The organism is Zoogloea sp. (assembly GCF_041908905.1).
Taxonomy (GTDB): Bacteria; Pseudomonadota; Gammaproteobacteria; order Burkholderiales; family Rhodocyclaceae; genus Zoogloea.
In genome coordinates, this window is sequence record NZ_JAYREK010000015.1 from 48,828 (window position 1) to 68,271 (window position 19,444).

The window sequence follows — 19,444 nt, forward strand, 5'->3', positions numbered from 1 at the left end:
CTCACCCGGGCGCAGGCGATCTGCGAGCACGCGCGGGGCCCCGGACTCCCGATGGTCACCGCGAACCTCGACAAGCCTGCGGTGATCCACACCGACGCGGCCACCCGGCGCGCCGCCATGATCAGCAGCCGGGCACCCTGGGCGCCCTGCCACCCAGCGGTGGCCACCAGCCCCACCGGCAGCAAGGGCTTCGGAGGCGATCAGACCACCAGCCCAGGCTCCGGGAGTCAAGAATCGGGCCGGCGTGACGTAATCGAGCTACCCGGTGGTGCAATGCATGTGCACCGCTGCCCGATCCCCGACCGAAGCCCGTCCGCCATGTTCAAACGCCTCAGCCTCACCCAGCGCCTGCTCGCCGGGACCGCCCTCGCCGTCACCCTCGCCTTCGGCATCCTGCTCGCCATCACCGTCCAGCAATCGCGCCAGAGTGCCGTGGAACAGGCGGAACTCGGCATGCGCACCCAGCTCGACCTGGTCGTCACGATGCTCGACTACGCCCAGGACGCCCTCAAGACCCGCGCCCGCGACCAGCTCACGCTGCTCGAACACGAGCTGCCCGGCAAGGCCAGCCTCGGCGCCCCGGTGGCCACCGGCAAGCTGGAGCTCCCGCGCCTGCGCTTCGGCGACCTCGAAGGCAGCAACAATCCGGAGTTCCTCGAGGCCTACCGCAAGCGCAACGCCGTCGATGCCGCCTTTCTGGTGCGCGAAGGTGACACCTTCTACCGGGCCTCGACCCTGCTCAAGGACGCCGACGGCAAGTATCGGGTCGGCGAGGTGATCAAGGACAGCTACGTGGCCACGCTGCTGCGCGGCGAGACCTACACCGGCACCCTGGAACGCGGCGGCCGCCTCTACGTGCTGGGTGCCAAGCCGGTGCTGGGCGCCGACGGCAAGGTGATCGGCGCGATCACCGTGCGTCTCGACGCCGAGGCCAACGTGACCATGCTGAAGGACCGTCTGCGCAACATCGCCGTCGGGAGCAGCGGCTACCTCTACGTGCTGGCCCCGCCCAGCGGCGACACCAAGGAGAGCCGCGTGCTGATGCACCCCCAGCACGAAGGCAAGCGCGTCTCCGAACTCGACGCCGAGACAATCCGCCCGGAGCTCGAAAAGCAGCTCGCCGAACGCAACGGCACGCACCGCTACACCTGGATCGACGCCAGCGGCCGGCAGCTCGAGAAGATCGCGATGTTCAAGGAGCAGAAGGAACTCGGCTGGATCGTCGCCAGCAGCACCGCGATCGGGGAACTCACCGCGGCCAGCGAGGCCCTGCGCAACCTGCTGCTGGGCCTCAGCGTGGGCTTCGGCCTGCTGCTGTGCGCCGGGATCGGCGGCTACATCTGGGCCAGCCTGCGGCGCCTGCAGCCGGTGATGCAGGGCATCGAGGCCCTCGCCGCCGGCGACCTGGGCCGCCAGCTGCCCTGCGACCCGGAAAGCCGCCACGAGGCCGACATGATGGCCCGCGCCCTCAACGAAGCCAGCGCCGCGCTGCGCCAGCTGATGGGCAGCGTGCAGACCACCGTGGGCGGTGTCGAGGGCAACGCGGCACAGCTCAGCGCCCTGATCCGCGGCGTCGATGCCGCCATGGGCCAACAGAGCGAGGCCACCAGCGGCATGTCGACCGCCACCGAGGAGCTGTCGACGAGCATCGACCAGGTGGCCCACAACGCCGCCCACGCCCTGGCGCTGACCCGCGACACCCGGGCCGCCGTGGATGAGGGCCGGATGGCCGTCCACGACACCATCGGCGCCATGGAAAACACCGCCGCCAAGGTGGCCGACGCCGCCGACAAGGTGCGCGACCTGGGCGAGCGCGGTCACAAGGTGCAGGACATCGCCGGCGCCATCCAGAGCATTGCCGATCAGACCAACCTCCTTGCCCTCAACGCCGCCATCGAGGCGGCCCGCGCCGGCGAGGCCGGCCGCGGCTTCGCAGTGGTCGCCGACGAGGTGCGCAAGCTCGCCGAGCGGGCCAAGAGCTCGGCCAGCGACATCAGCGCGATCCTCGCCTCGCTACTCGAACAGGTGGGCAACGTCGCCGCCGACATCGTCGAAGCCTCCGACCGGGCCCGCGACAGCGCGACCCGCTCGCGCCAGGTCGAGGACGCGCTGACGGCCATCGAGCAGCGCTCCACCCAGACGGTGGACGCGGTTGAAGACATCGCCCGGGCCGCCGACGAGCAGAGCCGCGCCGGTCACGACATCGCCCGCAAGGTGGAGTCGGTTGCCCACCTGGCCGGGACCATCGGCAGCCAGACCCGCGAGGTCGAGGATGTCGCCGGCGATCTGGCGGCCCAGGTGGCCGGCCTGTCCGACGCCGCCGCACGCTTCCGGCGCTGAGACGGCGGCCGGCCGGCACGGGTCAAGCCCCGCGGGCGCCCGGCTCCGGGCCATGGGCCGCCATCAAGACCGCGATCGCCCGGACGGTCACGCCGCGGATCTCCTAGCTTCAGGCGGCGGGAACAGGAAGCGGTCGATGAACCTGGCTTCGAGCAACGCATGGAGCTGCCGGATCACGATGGCGGGGTCGGCCCGGCGCGGCTTGCCCCGGGCCATCACCCGCGACAGCGGCGCCAAGGTCACCTTCTTCTGCACCGAACAGCGCTACCCGACGAGTTACCTGAGGGTGAGCGCGATCAGTGGCGGCGCCGCGCTGCGGGCATTCCAGAGCGCCGAGGCGGCGGCCGCGGCCGTTCCCGACCGCTGCGAACGGCTCGCCCGGGCCGCGGGGGTGGCCTGCCCCCCCTCGCCCTGGGGGCGCCGGGCCCTACGCGGCCATCATCGAGGCCGCCACCCGGATCGGCGCCGACGTGATCTTCATGGCCTCTCACGGCTATCGCGGCGTCAGGGCGCTGCTGCTGGGCAGCGAGACCCAGAAGGTGCTGACCCACTCGACGATCCCGGTGCTCGTCTCCCGCTGAACACCTGCGCCCGGCCTCCACGTTTTGCGGCGGCGATGCGATCAGCAGGCCACAATGGGAAGTGAGGCTGGCGTGATTCAGCCGGCCACAGCCAGGGAGACAGCGATGATCTTCAAAGACCGTATCGATGCGGCGCGCAGGCTGGCCGACGCGCTGGCGGCCTACCGCGGCCAGAACCCGCTGGTGCTGGCGATTCCACGGGGCGCGGTGCCGATGGGCGCGGCGCTGTCCGAGGCACTCGGTGGCGAGCTCGACGTGGTGCTGGTGCACAAGCTGTGTTCGCGCTGGAGCCCCGAATACGCGATCGGCGCCATCGACGAGGGTGGCGGGTTTTTCGTATCCGACCCCTCCGAGGCCGACGAGGGCTGGTTGAAGGCCGAGCGCGCCCGGCGGCTGCAAGGCCTGCGCGAGCGCCGGGCGCTGTATTCCCCCGAGCATCCGCCGATCGACCCGCACGGCCGGGTGGTGATCATCGTTGACGACGGCCTCGCCACCGGCGCCACGATGATCGCCGCGCTCCAGGCGGTGCGCGCCCAGGGCCCGCAAAAGCTGATCTGCGCGGTGCCGGTCGGCGCCCCCGACAGCCTGCACAAGGTCGAGCCCCTGGCGGACGAGGTGGTGTGCCTGCACGCCCCGCGGGGCTTCCAGGCGGTCGGGCAGTTCTACGTGCATTTCGACCAGGTCGAGGACGCCGAGGTGGTCGCCTGCCTGCGGGCCTGTCACGGCAAGGCAACGGGGCCCCCGGCGCCGGACGTGGGCGGCTGAGGCGCCGGCGCGGAGACGGCCGGGACACACACGGAGACACCCCGGGCTGGCGGGTAGCGCACCGCATCGGCCCGGGCGGCCGGCAGCGGACAGCCTCGGACCCAAGAAAACGGGCTCCCCGCAGGGAGCCCGTGTGCGTTAAGCCTGGAAACGACAGTGGACCGCTTAGCGCAACTTCAAGAGCCGCATGAACACTTTTGATAGTGCCTTCCCCGAGGTTCACCTGGAGGGTGAGAGCGCTACACGCCTGCGCCGGCGCCTGGCTTTGTCGCTCCGCCTTGCTGGCATGAGCCTGCCGCGTTGTCGCTTCGCGCCAGACACCCGCCGAGACTCGCCAGCAGGCGTGCCCAGCTAGCGTTTCTCGGTTGAAACGCCCGCGGTCAGCTCACGCCAGCATGTCGGCCCAGATGTTGCGCGCCCAGGCCATGGCGTACTTGCCTTCGAGCTCGTTGGCCGCCATCGACACCCCGCCGGAGCCGGGAACGGGGAGCAGCACCTTCTTGGCTTCGTCGTACTGGTGCACCGAAGCCACGTGGATCACGTTCTTTGAATCCACGAAGCTGTAGCAGGTGTTCATGACCACCGGCGTCTGGCTGGGCGCCTCGCCGGCAAGGAGGCGCAGGATCGCCGCCGCCGCCACCTTGGCGTGCTGGTTGGCCATGTGGCCGGACTTGGGCATGGTCGGCGCCGGGAAGATGGCGTCACCGAGCACATGCACGCCCGGGGTGTTGACCGACTCGAAGCTGAGCCAGTCGATGTCCACCCAGCGATTGTTGATGAGCTTGAGCCCCGACCGGGCCGCGATGTCGCCGGCGCGCTGGGGCGGCACCACGTTGAGCACGTCGGCCTTGACCTTGTCGAACTCGAGGATCGCCGTACGGCTGGCCGCATCGACCTCGCGCAGCTCGCTGTTGGGGCGATACTCGAGGATGCCGGCGTATTTCTCGAAGGCCTTGGTGAACAGCGCCTTCTTGGAGGTGATCTCCTCGTTGGCGTCGAGCACCAGCACCTTGGACTTCGACTTGGCTTTTTTAAAGTAGTTGGCGACCAGGCAGGCCCGCTCGTAGGGCCCCGGCGGGCAGCGGTAGGGCGCCTTGGGGATCGCCAGCGCGTACACGCCGCCATCCGGCATGTCCTCGAGCTGCTTGCGCAGCGCCACCGTCTGCGCACCGGCCTTCCAGGCGTGGAGCACGCTGGCGCGGGACGCCTCGGTCTCGAGGCCCGGCACCTGGTCGAACATGAACTCGATGCCCGGCGACAGCACCAGCCGGTCGTAGCCGAGCACACCGCCCGAGGCCAGGGTGAGCTTGCGGGCACCCGCGTCGAGACCGACCACGCTGTCGTGGATCACCTTGACGCCCCACTTGTCGCGCAGGCCGTCGTAGCCCAGGGTGATGTCGGCCAGGGTCTTGTCGCCGCCGATCACCAGGTTGGAGATCGGGCAGGAGATGAACTGCGGGTTGCGCTCCACGAGGGTCACATCCACGCCCAGGCTGCTCCACATGCGCAGGTATTTGGCGACGGTCGCGCCGCCGTAGCCGCCGCCCACCACCACCACGTGGCCGCGGGGCCGGGAGCCCAGCGCGCAGCCGGAGAGACCCGGCAGCGCCAGGGTGCCGGCGGCGAGGCCGGCGGTCTTCAGGAAATCGCGTCGATTCAGCATGGCTGGCCCCCGCTCACTTTTGAGCGGCGAAGTACGCCGCGACGAGTTCGAGTTGTGCTTCGGTATAGCCCTTCGAGATCTGGTGCATGATCGTCGCGGGCTTGGCGCCGGAGCGGAAATCCCTCAGCTTCTGCAGGAGCTTGTCCTTGGGGATGCCGGCGAGTTCCTCGTTGCCGGCCCCCGGCACCGCCCGGCCATTGGTGCCGTGGCAGTTGGCGCAGGTGGCCGCGAGGTTGCGGGCCAGATCGGGGTCGGGCCGCGTTTGCGCCTGGGCCAGACCGACGGTGCCGAGCAGGCAGATGCCGGCAAACCATTGCAAGACTTTCATAGGGTTCCTCCTGAGTTGCGGCGAGACGACGGCCAGAATGGGGCGGCTTTTTTATTGTTTTCCACAGAATGTTACCTCCACAAGCCGCCGTGGGCACCACGAAACCAATTTTTCATCATTATCTGTTTCGGATACCCGTTTCGTGCACCGCACAAATATTAGCGATTGACTATATAAGATTATGATTATAAATTGACCCAAATCAAGGGGCAGACAAGACCACGAGGCCGGGCGCCCAGACGCCGCAAACCCCACGAATTTCAACACCTGGAACGAGGGAGACAATCCAGATGGCTGACCACCCGACCCACCGGGGGCGGATCCGCCCTGCGCCCGAGAACTTCCTGAGCGAGGCGGACATCGCCGCGGTCAAGGAAGGCCGACGTGATTTCCTGCGCAAGGCATTCGTCACCGCCTCCGCCGCCATGGCCGCCCCCGGCCTCGCCCGCGCCGCCGACGGCGACCCCAACATCCTAAGCCTGCCGCCCTGGACGACCAGCCTGGGCCAGCCCGTCGCCGCCCGCCCCTACGGCCTGCCGTCGCAATACGAGAAAGGCCTGCAGCGCCGGGAATCGCCCGGCCTCACGCGGATGAGCCAGGTCTCGGTGGCCTTCACGCCGCTGCAGGGCCTGTTCGGCATCATCACCCCGTCGGGGCTGCACTTCGAGCGCCACCACCAGGGCTGGAGCGACATCGACCCGTCGCGCCACCGGCTGATGGTGCACGGCACCGACGAGGGCTTCGTGAAGCAGCCCAAGGTTTACACCATGGACGACATCCTGCGCCTGCCGCCGGTGTCGCGGATGCACTTCATCGAATGCGGCGCCAACACCGGCATGGAGTGGGGCAACGTGGCGGTGCCCACGGTGCAGTACAGCCACGGCATGCTGTCGTGCTCGGAGTTCACCGGCGTGCCGCTGCGCCTGCTGCTCGAAGACTGCGGCGTCGACTGGAAGAAGGCCAGGTACGTGCTGGCCGAGGGCGCCGACGGCTCGTCGATGACCCGCACGATTCCCATCGAACTCGTGCAGTCCGACGAGGTGCTGGTGGCCTACGGCCAGAACGGCGAGATGCTGCGCCCCGAGAACGGCTACCCGCTGCGCCTGGTGGTGCCCGGCGTGCAGGGCGTCAGCTGGGTCAAGTGGCTGCGCCGCATCGAGGTCGGCGACCAGCCCTGGGCCACCAAGGACGAGGCCATCCACTACATCGACCTGATGCCCGACGGCAAGCACCGCCAATACACCTCGATCCAGGAATGCAAGTCGGTGATCACCACCCCGTCGGGCGGGCAGATGCTCCTCGACAAGGGCTTCTACAACATCTCGGGGCTGGCCTGGTCGGGGCGCGGCAGGATCAAGCGTGTCGATGTGTCCTCCGACGGCGGCGTCAACTGGCGCCCCGCCCGCCTCGAGGGCCCGGTGCTCTCCAAGTGCCTGACCCGCTTCAACATCGACTGGGTGTGGGACGGCAAGCCGGCGATCCTGCAGTCCCGTGCGGTGGACGAAACCGGCTACGTGCAGCCCACCTACGGCCAGCTGCGCGCGGTGCGCGGCACCAAGTCGATCTATCACAACAACGCCATCCAGTCGTGGAAGGTCGTCGAAAGCGGGGAGGTGAGCAATGTCCAGGTTCTCTAAGACCACGCTGGCCACGCTGCTGGCGGTCGGGCTGGCGGGCGCCGCTGCCGGTGCCTTCGCCGAGGGCAAGTACAACGGCGTCGGCCGCCCGGCCACCCGGGCCGAGATCCACGCCTGGGACATCGACGTGCGCCCCGACTTCAAGGGCCTGCGCCCGGGCAGCGGCAGCGTCGCCCAAGGCGAAGAGGTCTGGGAGGCCAAGTGCGCCTCGTGCCACGGCAGCTTCGGCGAGTCCAACGAGGTGCATACCCCGCTGATCGGCGGCACCACGAAAGACGACATCAAGACCGGCCGCGTCGCCTCGCTGGCCAAGGGCGACGCCCCCCAGCGCACGGCGATCATGAAGGTCGCCACGGTGTCCACCCTGTTCGACTACATCAACCGGGCGATGCCCCTCACCGCGCCCAAGTCGCTCACCAATGACGAGGTGTATGGGCTGGTGGCCTACCTGCTCAACCAGGCCGAGATCGTGCCCGCCGACTTCACCCTCAGCGACAGGAACATCGCCGAGGTGCAGGCCCGCATGCCCAACCGCAACGGCATGACCACCGACCACGGCATGTGGCCGGGCGCAGCGGCCGCCCGGGGCGGGATCGGCAACGGCGGCAAGCCCGACGTCAAGAACACCGCCTGCATGAACAACTGCAAGACGGAGGTGAAGATCGCCTCGCTGCTGCCGGTGTATGCCGAGACCGCCCACGGCAACATCGCCGAACAGAACCGGCCGGTCGGCCCGGTGCGCGGCAAGGACACCAGCGGCAAGGCGGCGGCACCGGCCGCTGCGGCACCCATGGGCGACAACGCCGCGGCGGCCAAGCTCGCCGCCGACAACGGCTGCATGGCCTGCCACGGCACCGCGAGCAAGATCGTCGGCCCCGGCTACAACGAGGTCGCCGCCCGATACAAGGGCCAGGCCGACGCCGAAGGCAAGCTCGTCGCCAAGCTCAAGGCCGGCGGCCAGGGCGTCTGGGGCGCCATCCCGATGCCGCCGCAAACCCAGCTGAAGGACGAGGATGCCCGCCGCCTCGTCAAGTGGATCCTATCTGGCGCCAAGGCGCAGTAACCCGCTCACACAAGGAGAGAGACCCATGAACCTGCAACGCCGCGAAGCACTCAAGGCCGGTGGAGGCCTCGGCCTGCTCGGCCTCCTCGCCGCCGCCGGCCTGATCACCCCAGGCCAGGCACGCGCCGAATGGAACAAGGCGGCCTTCGACGCCAAGACCGTCGAGGAGACCCTCAAGGCCCTCGGCGCCGGCACGCCGGCCAACTCGGCCGACGTCCAGCTCACCGCCCCCGACATCGCCGAAAACGGCGCCGTGGTGCCGGTGGGTGTGGTGTCCACGCTGGCGGGCGTCGAGGCCATCGCAATCCTCATCGAGAAGAACCCCAACCCACTGGCCGCCAGCTTCGTGCTGCCCGCTGGCACCGAAGCCACGGTGCAGACCCGGGTCAAGATGGGCCAGACCTCCGACGTCTATGCGCTGGTCAAGGTCGGCGGCCAGTTCCTGATGGCCAAGAAGGAAATCAAGGTCACCCTCGGCGGCTGCGGCGGCTGACCCGGCGCGAATCGAACAAGGAGAGAAGAGAAAATGGCAGATCCGATGAAGATTCGCGCCAGCGCGAAGGACGGCGTCACCGAAGTGAAGATCCTGATGAGCCACGAGATGGAAACCGGCCAGCGCAAAGACGCCAATGGCGCCCTGGTGCCGGCCCACTTCATCACCGAGGTGAGCGCCGAGCACAACGGCCGCCAGGTGCTGGCCGCGCAGTTTGGCACCGCGGTGTCGAAGAACCCCTACCTGGCCTTCAAGTTCAAGGGCGGCGCCAAGGGCGACAAGCTGGCGGTGAGCTGGGTCGACAACAAGGGCGACAAGCGGACCGACGAAGTCCAGATCGCCTGAGGCCGGCGGCGGGGCGCCCTGCCCCGCCGACGCGCCGCGCTGCAGCACAGACCGTCCGCACCCCCAAGACGGCGGCAGCACCCCACAAAGGAGGAGATACACATGCATAGCATCGTGCGCGCGGCGCTGGCCGCAGCAACGCTCGGGCTCGCCGGGGCCGCGCTGGCCCAGGGCTCGACGATGGACGAGATCGCCAGATATCGCGAGATGCTGGCCGACGGCAACCCCGCCGAGCTGCTCGAGGTCAAGGGCGAGGGGCTGTGGAAGAAAGCCCGCGGCCCGAAGAACGCCAGCCTGGAGCAATGCGACATGGGCCTCGGCCCCGGCAAGCTCGAGGGCGCCTACGCCCAGCTGCCCCGCTACTTCGCCGACACCAAAAAGGTGATGGACGCCGAATCCCGCCTGGTGCACTGCATGGTGAGCCTGCAAGGCTTCACCCAGGAAGAAGCCACCAAGAACTGGTATTCCAAACCCGGCCGCGATTCCGACATCGAGGCGCTGATCACCTACATCGGGGCCCAGTCCAACGGCCAGAAGATCAACGTGCCGGCCCGCCACCCCGAAGAGGCGCGCATGGCGGCGATCGGCGAACACATCTTCTACCGCCGCAGCGGCCCGCAGGATTTCTCCTGCGCGATCTGCCACGGCCAGGAGGGCAAGCGCATCCGCCTGCAGGAGCTCGGCAACCTCACCACCCAGGCCGGCGCCGGCACCGCGATGGGCAACTGGCCGTCCTACCGCGTCTCCCAGGGGGCCGTGTGGACCATGCAGCGCCGCCTGATCGACTGCATGCGCCAGGCCCGCTGGCCCGAGCCGAGCTACCTGTCCGACTCCATCATCGCCCTCGAAGTCTTCCTGCAGAAGACCGCCACCGGCACCGTGATGCAGACCCCCGGCATCAAACGCTGACGAAAGGACGAGCGCCATGAAAGCCCGCCTCACCCGCCTCGCCCTGGCCGCCGCCGGCCTCGCCCTGCTCCCCGGCCTCGCCCAGGCCCAGAAGAGCCCCCCCAACAACACCATCGCGGCCCAGGCCGAGCAGGTCTTCCGCAGCGCCTTCCGCGCCGACAACCCCAGGTACTGGATGACCCGCCTCGACCAGGACGAGGCCATGCGCCTGTGCAGCCAGTACCGCGACAACCCGCCGGCCAAGGTGCGCGCGCAGATCGAGAAAGCCCAGGCCGCCACGATCCGCTACCCCGTGGACGGCAAGCTGATCGGCGACTGGAAGGAAGGCGAGAAGCTGGCGGCCGTCGGCACCGGCGGCCACATCGGCTTCATCCAGCCCGACCCGCCGGGCCGGGTGCGCGGCGGCAACTGCTACGCCTGCCACCAGCTCGCCCAGAAGGAAGTCGCCTACGGCACCATCGGGCCCAGCCTGCAGCACTTCGGCAAGCTGCGCGGCAACAGCGACGAGATCGTCAAATACGCCTATGACAAGATCTACAACTCCAACGCCTTCACCGCGTGCACCAACATGCCCCGCTTCGGGCTGCACAACTGGCTGACGCCGGAGCAGATCACCCACATCGTCGCCTTCCTCGTCGACCCGGAATCGCCGGTCAACAAGGATTGAGATCCTGACCACGGAGACCACCGCATGTCCATGAACCGCCGGGATTTCCTCCAGGTGCTGGCCGTCGCCGCGGCCGGCGGCCTGGCGCTGCACAGCAACCCGTCCGAGGCGGCGAAGGCCGCCGGGCGGCTGTACGACCTGCCCCGCTTCGGCCAGGTCAGCCTGCTGCACATGACCGACTGCCACGCCCAGCTGCTGCCGATCCACTTCCGCGAGCCGGACGTCAACCTCGGCATCGGCCCCATGGCCGGCCGGGTGCCGCACCTGGTGGGCGAGCACCTGCTGCGCCACTTCGGCATCCGCCCGGGCACGCCCGAGGCCCACGCCTTCACCTACCTCGACTTCGTGAAGGCCGCCAAGACCTACGGCAAGGTCGGCGGCTTCGCCCATCTGGCCACCCTCGTCAAGCAGCTCAAGGCCAGCCGGCCCGGCGCGCTGCTGCTCGACGGCGGCGACACCTGGCAGGGCTCCGGCCTCAGCCTGTGGACCCAGGCCCAGGACATGGTCGACGCCTGCAAGCTGCTCGGCGTGGATGTGATGACCCTCCACTGGGAAGCCACCTACGGCGAGGCGCGGGTCAAGGAGATCGAAGAGAAGGATTTCAAGGGCAGCGTCGACATCGTCGCCCAGAACATCAAGACCGCCGACTTTGGCGACCCGGTGTTCAAGCCCTACGTGATCCGCAACATCAACGGCGTGCCGGTGGCCATCGTCGGCCAGGCCTTCCCCTACACGCCCATCGCCAACCCGCGCTGGCAGGTGCCCAACTGGAGCTACGGCATCCAGGACGACAACCTGCAAAAGGTGGTCGACGAGGCCCGCGCCGCCGGCGCCCAGGTGGTGGTGGTGCTGTCCCACAACGGCATGGACGTGGACCTCAAGATGGCCAGCCGCGTGCGCGGGGTGGACGCCATCCTCGGCGGCCACACCCACGATGGCGTGCCAGCGCCGGTGATCGTCAAGAACGCCGGCGGCCAGACGCTCGTCACCAACGCCGGCTCCAACGGCAAGTATCTGGGCGTGCTCGACCTCGACGTGAAGGGGGGTAAGGTCGTCGACTTCCGCTACAAGCTGCTGCCGGTGTTCGCCAACCTGATCCCCGCCGACCCGGCGATGGACGCGCTGATCCGCAAGATGCGCGCCCCCTTCGAGGGCAAGCTGAACGAGAAGCTCGCCGTCACCGAGGGGCTGCTCTACCGCCGCGGCAACTTCAACGGCGCCTGGGACCAGCTCATCCTCGACGCACTGCTGGCCGAGAAGAACGCCGAGATCGCCTTCTCGCCGGGCTTCCGCTGGGGCACCAGCCTGCTGCCGGGCGACACCATCCGGATGGAACATCTCCTCGACCAGACCGCCATCACCTACCCGTGGACCACGGTATCGATGATGACCGGCGAGCAGATCAAGACCGTGCTCGAGGACGTCTGCGACAACCTCTTCAACCCCGACCCCTACTACCAGCAAGGGGGCGACATGGTGCGCGTCGGCGGGCTGCAGTACGCCTGCGATCCCAACGCCCGGATGGGCGCCCGCATCACCGACATGCGCCTGGCCGGCAAGCCGCTCGAGGCCGGCAAGACCTACAAGGTGGCCGGCTGGGCGCCGGTCTCCGAAGAGGCCGCCAAGGCCGGCGGCGAAGCGGTGTGGGATCTGGTGGCCCGCTACCTCAAGGCCCAGAAGGTGGTCCGCCCGCGGGCCCTCAACCTGCCCACCCTCAAGGGCATGGCAGGCAACCCCGGCATGGCCTGAGGAGACACACGATGACCCGCGGCAGATTCCTCCCCCGTCCCTGGCTGCGGGTCATCGTAGCCCTGGCCGTTTTCACCATCCTCGCCCCGGCGGCCCGCGCCGGGGCGCTGGAACTCCAGCCCGTCCGCGTCTCCCCGCATGCCTGGTACGTGCAGGGCGACAGCGGCATGGCCTCGGCGGCCAACCAGGGCTTCAACTCGAATGCCGGCTTCGTGGTGACCCGCGACAGCGTGGTCATCATCGACGCCCTCGGCACGCCGCCCCTCGGCGAGGCCCTGCTGGCGGCGATCCGCCGGGTGAGCGACAAGCCGATCCGCCGCGTCATCCTCACCCACTACCACGCCGACCACTTCTACGGCCTGGCCGCCTTCAAGGCCGCCGGCGCCGAGGTGTGGGCCCACCGGGCCGGCCGTGAATACTTCACCAGCGGCGAAGCCGCCGCCCGCCTCGCCCAGCGCCAGAAAGACCTCTTCCCGTGGGTGGACGAGCACACCCGCCTCGTCGAAGCCGACCGCTGGCTGGACGGCGACACCCGCTTCGAGGAGGGCGGCCTGCATTTCCGGGTCAGCTTCCTCGGCCCGGCCCATTCGTCCGAAGACCTGCTGGTGGGCGTCGAGGAAGACGGCGTGGTGTTCTGCGGCGACATCCTCTTCGCCGGGCGCATCCCCTTCGTGGGCAGCGCCGACAGCCGACGCTGGCTGGCGGCCATCGACGTGCTCGCCGGTCTCAAGCCGCAGATCCTCGTCACCGGCCACGGCGCCCACTCCACCGACGCCGGCGCCGACCTCACGCTGACCCGCGACTACCTGCTCTACCTGCGGGAACAGATGGGCCGGGCCGTGGACGAGATGATCCCCTTCGACGAAGCCTACGCCCGCACCGACTGGCGCCGCTTCAGCAAGATCCCGGCCTTCGAGGCGGCGAACCGCATCAACGCCTACGGCACCTATCTCACGCTGGAACGCGAGTCCCTTGCCAAGTGAGATGCCCACCATGCCCGCCCGCCTCAGCGCCCTGATTTCCGTGGCAACTTCCGCTGCGATTTCGGCAGCGTTTGCCGCCCCGATCATGCCCCTGGTCGCCGCCCTGCTGTTCAGCGCACCCGCGGCAGCGGCGGGCCCGGCGGCGCTGCCGGGCAATCTCCACGAAGCCGGCGGGCGGCCCGACCTGCTCTACGTGGTGCTGTTCAGCCTGCCCGACTGCCCCTACTGCGTGGCGGTGCGCGAGGCCTACCTGCCTGCCCTCCCCCACGACCCGCGCTTCGCCGAGCGGGTGCGCATCCGCGAGGTGAGCATCGGCAGCACTAGACAGCTCATCGACTTCGACGGCACGAAGACCAGCCACGCCGAGGTGGCCCGGCGGCTGCGGGTGAAGTTCGCCCCCACGGTGCTGTTCCTCGATGCCAGCGGCCAGCCGCGCGCCGAGGCCCTGCTGGGAGGCGACAGCGTGGGGCTCTACGGCGGCTACCTGGACAAGCGCGTCACCCAGGCCCTGGCAGCCATCCCCGCCGCGCGCTGACGTGCTCCGCCGCGGGGGCACGCCGCCGGTCGGCTAGAATTTGTAGTAGCGGTGGTTGAGCCAGGCCACGACGTGGGCCTCGTCCTCCGGAAACCAGCCGGTCTCGAGCTCGTTGCTGCAGTAGCGCACCTGGGCGTCGAGCTGCGGGAGCGTCTTGACCCGGCGCGAATCGCGGAGATAGATCTTCGAGCCGTCGCCGCCCACCAGGCGCTGGTGGCAGGCCGCGCAGTTCTTCTCGGCGACCATCTTCTCGCCGACGCCCGCGTCGGCGGCCCAGGCCGTGCCCGCGAGCAGGCCGGTGGCCAGGAACAGTATTGTTTTAGTCTTCATCATCAGCCTCTCTCTGGGTTGAGCCGAACGCGTATTACGGAGGAATTATGAGACATTTTGCCGCCAGTGCCATCCTCGCCGTCCTGGCCCTGGGTGTCGCCGTGCCCGGCCTCGCCCAGGGCGTCGACCCGGCCGCCGTGCCGGAGATCAAGCGCTCCCAGCTGCAGCTCTATCTCACGCCCCAGGAGGCCTACGAGATCATGCGCAAGGACGCCGCCCACACGCTCTTCCTCGACGTGCGGACCCGGGCCGAGGCCATGTACGTGGGCATGCCCACCATCGCCGACGCCCTGGTGCCCTACGTGGAACACCCCGAGATGATGACCGACTGGGACGAGCGGCGGCACATGTACTCGCTGATGGCCAACAGCGACTTCCTGCCCGAGGCCGACAGCCGGCTGAAGGCCAAGGGCCTCGCCAAGACCGACCGGGTGATCCTGATCTGCCGCTCCGGCGACCGCAGCGCCCGTGCCGCCGACCTGCTGGCCAAGGCCGGCTACAGGCGCGTCTACAGCATCACCGAGGGCTTCGAGGGCGACGCCGCCAAGGATGGCCCGAAGGCCGGCCAGCGGGTCGTGAATGGCTGGAAGAACGCGGGGCTGCCCTGGACCTACGCCCTCGACAGGCAAAAGATGTACTTCCCGCGCTGACGCCGCGCCGCCTGCTGCTTTGCACCAAACGGCCGAAGCCCGCTAAGCTACGGCCTTCACTGGTGTTTTCCGCTTCGATCATGTCCCGACCCGCTCTCCACAAGCCCTCCCGGGCCCGCCCCCGCCTCAGCCTCCGGTTGGGCGCCCTGGCCCTCGCCACCCTCGCCTGCGGCGTCACCCCGGCCCACGCCGGCAAGACCCTAGACGGGATCAAGTCCCGCGGCCAGCTCGCCTGCGGCGTGAGCACCGGGGTGATCGGCTTCTCGGCGGCCGACAGCCAGGGGCAGTGGCGCGGGCTGGACGTGGACGTCTGCCGGGCCCTCGCCGCGGCGGTGCTTGGTGACGCGAACAAGGTGCGCTGGGTACCCCTCAGCTCCCAGCAGCGCTTCACCGCGATCCAGTCGGGCGAGGTGGACATCCTCTCCCGCAATACCACCTGGAGCCTCACCCGCGACGCAGCCCTCGGGCTGCACTTCGCCGGCGTCACCTACTACGACGGCCAGGGCTTCCTGGTCGCAAAAAAATCGAAGGTGACCAGCGCGAAACAGCTGAAGAACGCCGAGATCTGCGTCCAGTCGGGCACCACCACCGAAAAGAACATGGCCGACTATTTCCGCGCCCAGGGCATCAAGGTCAAGCCGGTGGTCTTCGACAAGTTCGAGCCCTCCATCAAGGCCTTCTTCAGCGGGCGCTGCCAGGCCTACACCACCGACGCTTCGGCGCTGGCCTTCATCCGCGCCAAGGAAGCCCCCAGCCCCGACGACTATGTGGTGCTGCCCGAGATCATCTCGAAGGAGCCCCTCGGCCCGGCGGTGCGCCGCGGGGACGACGAGTGGTTCGCGATCGTCAAGTGGACGGTCAATGCGCTGATCGAAGCCGAAGAGCTGGGCATCACCCAGGCCCGCGTCGACGGGCTGAAGTCCTCGCCCGATCCGGCGATCCAGCGCTTCCTGGGGGTCGGCGAAGATCTCGGCAAGAGCCTCGGCCTCGACCGCGAATGGGCCGCCCGGGCGGTCAAGGCGGTCGGCAACTACGGCGAGATCTTCAACCGCAACGTGGGGGCCGACTCGCCCCTCAAGCTGCCCCGCGGCCTCAACGCCCAGTGGAACAAGGGCGGCCTCCTGTACGCCCAGCCCCTGCGCTGAGCGATGACGCCCCGCGCCACCGCCGGCCTCGCCCAGGGGCTGATCCTGGCGGCCTTCGTCGGGCTGGCCGTGCTGCTGGCCGTCACCACCGCCGACCACCTCGCCCAGCGCGGCATCCGCAGCGGCTTCGACTTCCTGCTCGAACCCGCCGGCTTCGCGCTGGGTGAGAGCCTGCTCCCCTTCGAGCCCGGTGACAGCACGCTGCGTGCCTTCGCCGCCGGCCTGGTCAACACCCTCCGCGTCGCCCTGCCCGGCGTGGCGCTGGCCCTCGCGGTCGGCATCCTGACGGGCTTCGCGCGGGTCAGCGACAACCCCCTGATGCGCGGCCTCGCCAGCGCGGCGATCGACGCCTTCCGCAACGTGCCCCTGCTGCTCCAGCTGCTGGCCTGGTATTTCATCCTCACCGACCTGCTGCCCGCGGCCGACGCGGCGCTGCGCCTCGGCCCCGGCATCTACCTCAGCAAGTCGGGGCTGGCCCTGCCCTGGTGGGGCGAGCAAGGCTTCGAGGTGCCCGAGATCGCCGGTTTCGGCATCGAGGGCGGCGCCAGCCTGACGCCGGAATACCTGGCGATGCTGCTCGGCCTGGTGCTCTACAGTGCCGCCTACATCGCCGAGACCCTGCGCGCCGCCGTCGAGGCCCTGCCGCCGGGCCAGCGCCTTGCCGCGCTGGCGATGGGCATGACGCCGCGCCAGGCCTTCCTGCTGGTGCTGCTGCCCCAGGCCTGGCGCGCGGCCCTGCCGCCGGTCACGAGCCAGCTCCTCAACCTGTTCAAGAACGCCTCGCTGGCCGTTGCCATCGGCTATCCGGACCTCGTCTCGGTGGCCGGCACCAGCCTCAACCAGACCGGCCGCGCCATCGAGTGCCTCACCATCGTGATCGCGGTGTATCTGCTGCTCTCGCTGGCCGCCGCGGCCGTCAGCCACCGCCTCGAGGCCCGCAGCCTGCGGAGCGCCCAACGATGAACGGCCTGCGACGCCTGTTCGGCGACCCGCTCAATGCCGCGCTGAGCCTCGGCGTGCTCGCCGCGGCAGCGGCCCTCCTGCCGGCCCTCGTCCGCTGGGGCCTGCTGGAGGCGGTCTTCCAGCCCGATACGGCGGCCTGCGAGGCCGCCCAGGGTCGGGGCGCCTGCTGGGGCGTGGTGGCAGAAAAGGCCCGCTTCATCCTGCTCGGCCGCTACCCCGCCGATGCCCTGTGGCGCCCGCTGCTGGCCGCCGGGCTGATCGCCGGCAGCTGGCTGGTGGCGGCCCTCGGCCGCCTTGCGGGCGGGCGGCTGGCGGCCCTGCTGGTCCTGCCGCCGCTGGCGGCGATCCCGGTCCTCGGCGGCGGCTTCGCCGGGCTAGCCGCGGTGCCCACCGAGCTGTGGGGCGGCCTGCCCCTCACCCTGCTGCTGACCGCGGCGGGGATGGCCGGCGCGCTGCCCCTCGGCATCGCGGTGGCCTACGGACGGCGCTCGCGCCTGCCGGTGCTGCGCGGCCTCCTCACCGGCTACGTGGAGCTGGCCCGGGGCATTCCGCTGGTCGCGGCGCTTTTTGTGGCGTCCTTCCTGCTGCCGCTGTTCTTTCCCGACGGCATGGCGGTGGACATGCTGTGGCGGGTGCTGATCGCCATCGTGCTGTTCGCGGCGGCCTACCTGTCGGAGATCGTCCGGGGCGGGCTGCAGGCGATCCCGCCCGGTCAGCTGGACGCGGCCGCAGCCCTCGGCTTCACACCCTGGCAGGCCCAGCGGCACGTGGTACTGCCCCAGGTGCTGGGCGCGGTTGCGCCGTCGCTGGCCAACAGCGCGATCGCCCTGTTCAAGGACACCTCCCTGGTGACCATCGTGAGCCTCTACGAGCTCACCGGCTCGCTGGGCCTCGCCCTCGCCGGCGACCCCCAGTGGCGGCCGTTCTACCTGGAGGCGTGGATCTTCCTGGCGGCGGTCTACTGGACAGGCTGCGCGCTGCTGGCCCGCCTGAGCCGGCAGCTCGGGCGCACCGCACCGCAACGCCGCCCGGCGACAAGCTGAGACGGGCCACGCCCACTGCTCGGACGGCATTGCGGGGGGCTATTCGTCCTCGGGCTCGTCCCGGAAATTCTGGGCGATCTCGGCAAACCTGTCGGCCACCTTTTCGAGCGCATCGACGATGTCGGGGTCGAAATGGCGCCCCCGCTCGGCCAGCATCATCTGGATGGCCTCCTGGTGGGGGATGGGCTGCTTGTAAACCCGGCGCGAAATCAGCGCGTCGTACACATCGGCGATCGCCATCAGGCGCGCCGACAGGGGGATGGCATCCCCGACGAGCCCCTGGGGATAACCACTCCCGTCCCAGCACTCGTGGTGGCCATAGGCAATCTCCGCCGCGTATTGCAGGAACGACGCGTCGGTAACGCCCCCCAGGGCCTTTTCGGCCTGCAGGATGGCGTTACGGCCATATTCGCAGTGCTGCTTCATCAGCACCCACTCGTCGGGCGTCAGTTTGCCGGGCTTGAGGAGGATCGCGTCCGGCGTGGCGACCTTGCCCACGTCGTGGAGGGGAGCCGACTTGAAGAGGAGCTGGATGATCTCGTCGCTGAGCTGGTCGCGGAACCGGGGGTGATCCCGCAGGGCTTCGGCGAGGATGTACACATAGTGCTGGGTGCGCCGGATGTGGTTGCCGGTCTCGTTGTCACGGGCCTCGGCGAGGGCGCAGAAGGCGGTGATGGTGGCCGCCTGGGCGGCGATCACCTCCTGCTTGCTGCTGACCAGACGCCGCGCCTGCTCGCTGATCTCGGCGGTGCGTTCGGCCACCAGCAGCTCGAGGTCGGCATTGCGACGCTCCAGCGCGCGGGTCGCCCGGGACAGGGCCAGGTGGGTGCGCACCCGGGCCCGCACCACCGGCGGCGAGATCGGCTTGTGGATGAAATCCTCGGCCCCCAGCTCCAGCCCCCGCTCCTCGTCCTCCGGGCGATCGAGCCCGGTGAGGAAGAGCACGGGGATCGTGCAGGTGGTCTCGGACGACTTGAGCCGCCGGCATACCTCGTAACCGTCGATCTCGGGCATCATCACGTCCAGCAGGATCAGGTCGGCGTGCCCGCCTTCGTTGAGGTAATGCAGCGCCTCCCGGCCGTTCATGGCGGGATGGACCTCGTAGAGGTCCGACAAGGCGTCTTCAAGTATCAACAGATTGTCTGCCTGGTCGTCGACGACCAGCACATGGGCGCGCTGCTTCATCCTTTGTTCTCCACCCCTTTCGAACTGTCACCTCACGTCGAAGGTCGAGCCCTCCGCGAGGCCCCGGCCG

General features: G+C 69.3%; 21 protein-coding genes. 16 read left to right on the forward strand and 5 right to left on the reverse strand.

Going from position 1 to position 19,444, the window contains the following annotated elements; all coding sequences use genetic code 11:
* Positions 1-51 precede the first annotated feature (51 nt).
* Positions 52-2,340, forward strand: a complete 2,289-nt coding sequence (locus ACE3OU_RS10260; protein WP_374241464.1) for a methyl-accepting chemotaxis protein — start codon at positions 52-54, stop codon at positions 2,338-2,340.
* Positions 2,341-2,427: 87 nt separating this feature from the next.
* On the opposite strand, the gene ACE3OU_RS10265 is transcribed toward ACE3OU_RS10260, so the two are convergent.
* A complete protein-coding gene (locus tag ACE3OU_RS10265; RefSeq protein ID WP_374241465.1) occupies positions 2,428-2,583 on the reverse strand; it encodes a hypothetical protein in 156 nt (51 codons plus the stop codon).
* Positions 2,584-2,639: 56 nt separating this feature from the next.
* Here ACE3OU_RS10265 and ACE3OU_RS10270 point away from each other — a divergent pair, with 56 nt between their 5' ends.
* Positions 2,640-2,921: a universal stress protein gene (locus ACE3OU_RS10270; RefSeq protein WP_374241466.1), complete on the forward strand. Its 282-nt coding sequence runs from the start codon at positions 2,640-2,642 to the stop codon at positions 2,919-2,921.
* Between the two features lie 105 nt (positions 2,922-3,026).
* Positions 3,027-3,686 (forward strand): phosphoribosyltransferase, encoded by a 660-nt coding sequence (locus ACE3OU_RS10275; RefSeq protein WP_374241467.1) that lies wholly within the window; start codon positions 3,027-3,029, stop codon positions 3,684-3,686.
* Between the two features lie 385 nt (positions 3,687-4,071).
* Here ACE3OU_RS10275 and ACE3OU_RS10280 read toward each other — a convergent pair whose 3' ends face one another.
* Both ACE3OU_RS10280 and ACE3OU_RS10285 read right to left on the reverse strand, forming a co-directional pair.
* Positions 4,072-5,349: an FCSD flavin-binding domain-containing protein gene (locus ACE3OU_RS10280; RefSeq protein WP_374241468.1), complete on the reverse strand. Its 1,278-nt coding sequence runs from the start codon at positions 5,347-5,349 to the stop codon at positions 4,072-4,074.
* A 13-nt stretch (positions 5,350-5,362) separates the two neighbouring features.
* A complete protein-coding gene (locus tag ACE3OU_RS10285; protein WP_374241469.1) occupies positions 5,363-5,677 on the reverse strand; it encodes a cytochrome c in 315 nt (104 codons plus the stop codon).
* A 290-nt stretch (positions 5,678-5,967) separates the two neighbouring features.
* Here ACE3OU_RS10285 and soxC point away from each other — a divergent pair, with 290 nt between their 5' ends.
* The 9 genes from soxC (at position 5,968) to ACE3OU_RS10330 (ending at position 14,058) form a co-directional block, all read left to right on the forward strand.
* Positions 5,968-7,314: a sulfite dehydrogenase gene (gene soxC, locus ACE3OU_RS10290; RefSeq protein ID WP_374241470.1), complete on the forward strand. Its 1,347-nt coding sequence runs from the start codon at positions 5,968-5,970 to the stop codon at positions 7,312-7,314.
* The gene (locus ACE3OU_RS10295; protein ID WP_374241471.1) at positions 7,298-8,377 is read left to right on the forward strand and encodes a c-type cytochrome; all 1,080 of its coding nucleotides are present in this window, start codon (positions 7,298-7,300) and stop codon (positions 8,375-8,377) included. The genes soxC and ACE3OU_RS10295 overlap by 17 nt, the downstream gene beginning before the upstream one ends.
* A gap of 25 nt (positions 8,378-8,402) precedes the next feature.
* Complete coding sequence (soxY, locus tag ACE3OU_RS10300) at positions 8,403-8,870, forward strand: thiosulfate oxidation carrier protein SoxY (protein WP_374241472.1); 468 nt, start codon at positions 8,403-8,405, stop codon at positions 8,868-8,870.
* A 33-nt stretch (positions 8,871-8,903) separates the two neighbouring features.
* Positions 8,904-9,215, forward strand: coding sequence for a thiosulfate oxidation carrier complex protein SoxZ (gene soxZ / locus ACE3OU_RS10305; RefSeq protein ID WP_374241473.1), 312 nt, complete (start codon positions 8,904-8,906; stop codon positions 9,213-9,215).
* A 102-nt stretch (positions 9,216-9,317) separates the two neighbouring features.
* On the forward strand, positions 9,318-10,124 hold the full coding sequence (soxA, locus tag ACE3OU_RS10310; protein WP_374241474.1) for a sulfur oxidation c-type cytochrome SoxA: 807 nt from the start codon (positions 9,318-9,320) through the stop codon (positions 10,122-10,124).
* Between the two features lie 16 nt (positions 10,125-10,140).
* Complete coding sequence (gene soxX, locus ACE3OU_RS10315; protein ID WP_374241476.1) at positions 10,141-10,791, forward strand: sulfur oxidation c-type cytochrome SoxX; 651 nt, start codon at positions 10,141-10,143, stop codon at positions 10,789-10,791.
* 24 nt (positions 10,792-10,815) lie between these two features.
* Entirely contained in the window at positions 10,816-12,540 is a 1,725-nt protein-coding gene (gene soxB, locus ACE3OU_RS10320) for a thiosulfohydrolase SoxB (RefSeq protein WP_374241477.1), read from the forward strand.
* Positions 12,541-12,551: 11 nt separating this feature from the next.
* Complete coding sequence (locus ACE3OU_RS10325; protein ID WP_374241478.1) at positions 12,552-13,523, forward strand: MBL fold metallo-hydrolase; 972 nt, start codon at positions 12,552-12,554, stop codon at positions 13,521-13,523.
* Between the two features lie 10 nt (positions 13,524-13,533).
* The gene (locus ACE3OU_RS10330; RefSeq protein WP_374241479.1) at positions 13,534-14,058 is read left to right on the forward strand and encodes a thioredoxin fold domain-containing protein; all 525 of its coding nucleotides are present in this window, start codon (positions 13,534-13,536) and stop codon (positions 14,056-14,058) included.
* Positions 14,059-14,091: 33 nt separating this feature from the next.
* On the opposite strand, the gene ACE3OU_RS10335 is transcribed toward ACE3OU_RS10330, so the two are convergent.
* Positions 14,092-14,391 (reverse strand): cytochrome c, encoded by a 300-nt coding sequence (locus ACE3OU_RS10335; RefSeq protein WP_374241480.1) that lies wholly within the window; start codon positions 14,389-14,391, stop codon positions 14,092-14,094.
* Between the two features lie 44 nt (positions 14,392-14,435).
* Between ACE3OU_RS10335 and ACE3OU_RS10340 the strand changes: the two genes are divergently transcribed.
* The 4 genes from ACE3OU_RS10340 to ACE3OU_RS10355 all read left to right on the forward strand — a co-directional run bounded on the left by ACE3OU_RS10340 (position 14,436) and on the right by ACE3OU_RS10355 (position 18,189).
* On the forward strand, positions 14,436-15,038 hold the full coding sequence (locus tag ACE3OU_RS10340; protein WP_374241481.1) for a rhodanese-like domain-containing protein: 603 nt from the start codon (positions 14,436-14,438) through the stop codon (positions 15,036-15,038).
* Between the two features lie 80 nt (positions 15,039-15,118).
* Positions 15,119-16,183, forward strand: a complete 1,065-nt coding sequence (locus ACE3OU_RS10345; protein WP_374241482.1) for an amino acid ABC transporter substrate-binding protein — start codon at positions 15,119-15,121, stop codon at positions 16,181-16,183.
* A gap of 3 nt (positions 16,184-16,186) precedes the next feature.
* A complete protein-coding gene (locus tag ACE3OU_RS10350) occupies positions 16,187-17,146 on the forward strand; it encodes an ABC transporter permease subunit (protein ID WP_374241483.1) in 960 nt (319 codons plus the stop codon).
* The gene (locus ACE3OU_RS10355; RefSeq protein WP_374241484.1) at positions 17,143-18,189 is read left to right on the forward strand and encodes an amino acid ABC transporter permease; all 1,047 of its coding nucleotides are present in this window, start codon (positions 17,143-17,145) and stop codon (positions 18,187-18,189) included. Before ACE3OU_RS10350 ends, ACE3OU_RS10355 begins: the two co-directional genes overlap by 4 nt.
* 39 nt (positions 18,190-18,228) lie before the next feature.
* Here ACE3OU_RS10355 and ACE3OU_RS10360 read toward each other — a convergent pair whose 3' ends face one another.
* Entirely contained in the window at positions 18,229-19,374 is a 1,146-nt protein-coding gene (locus tag ACE3OU_RS10360) for an HD domain-containing phosphohydrolase (protein ID WP_374241485.1), read from the reverse strand.
* Positions 19,375-19,444 lie beyond the last annotated feature (70 nt).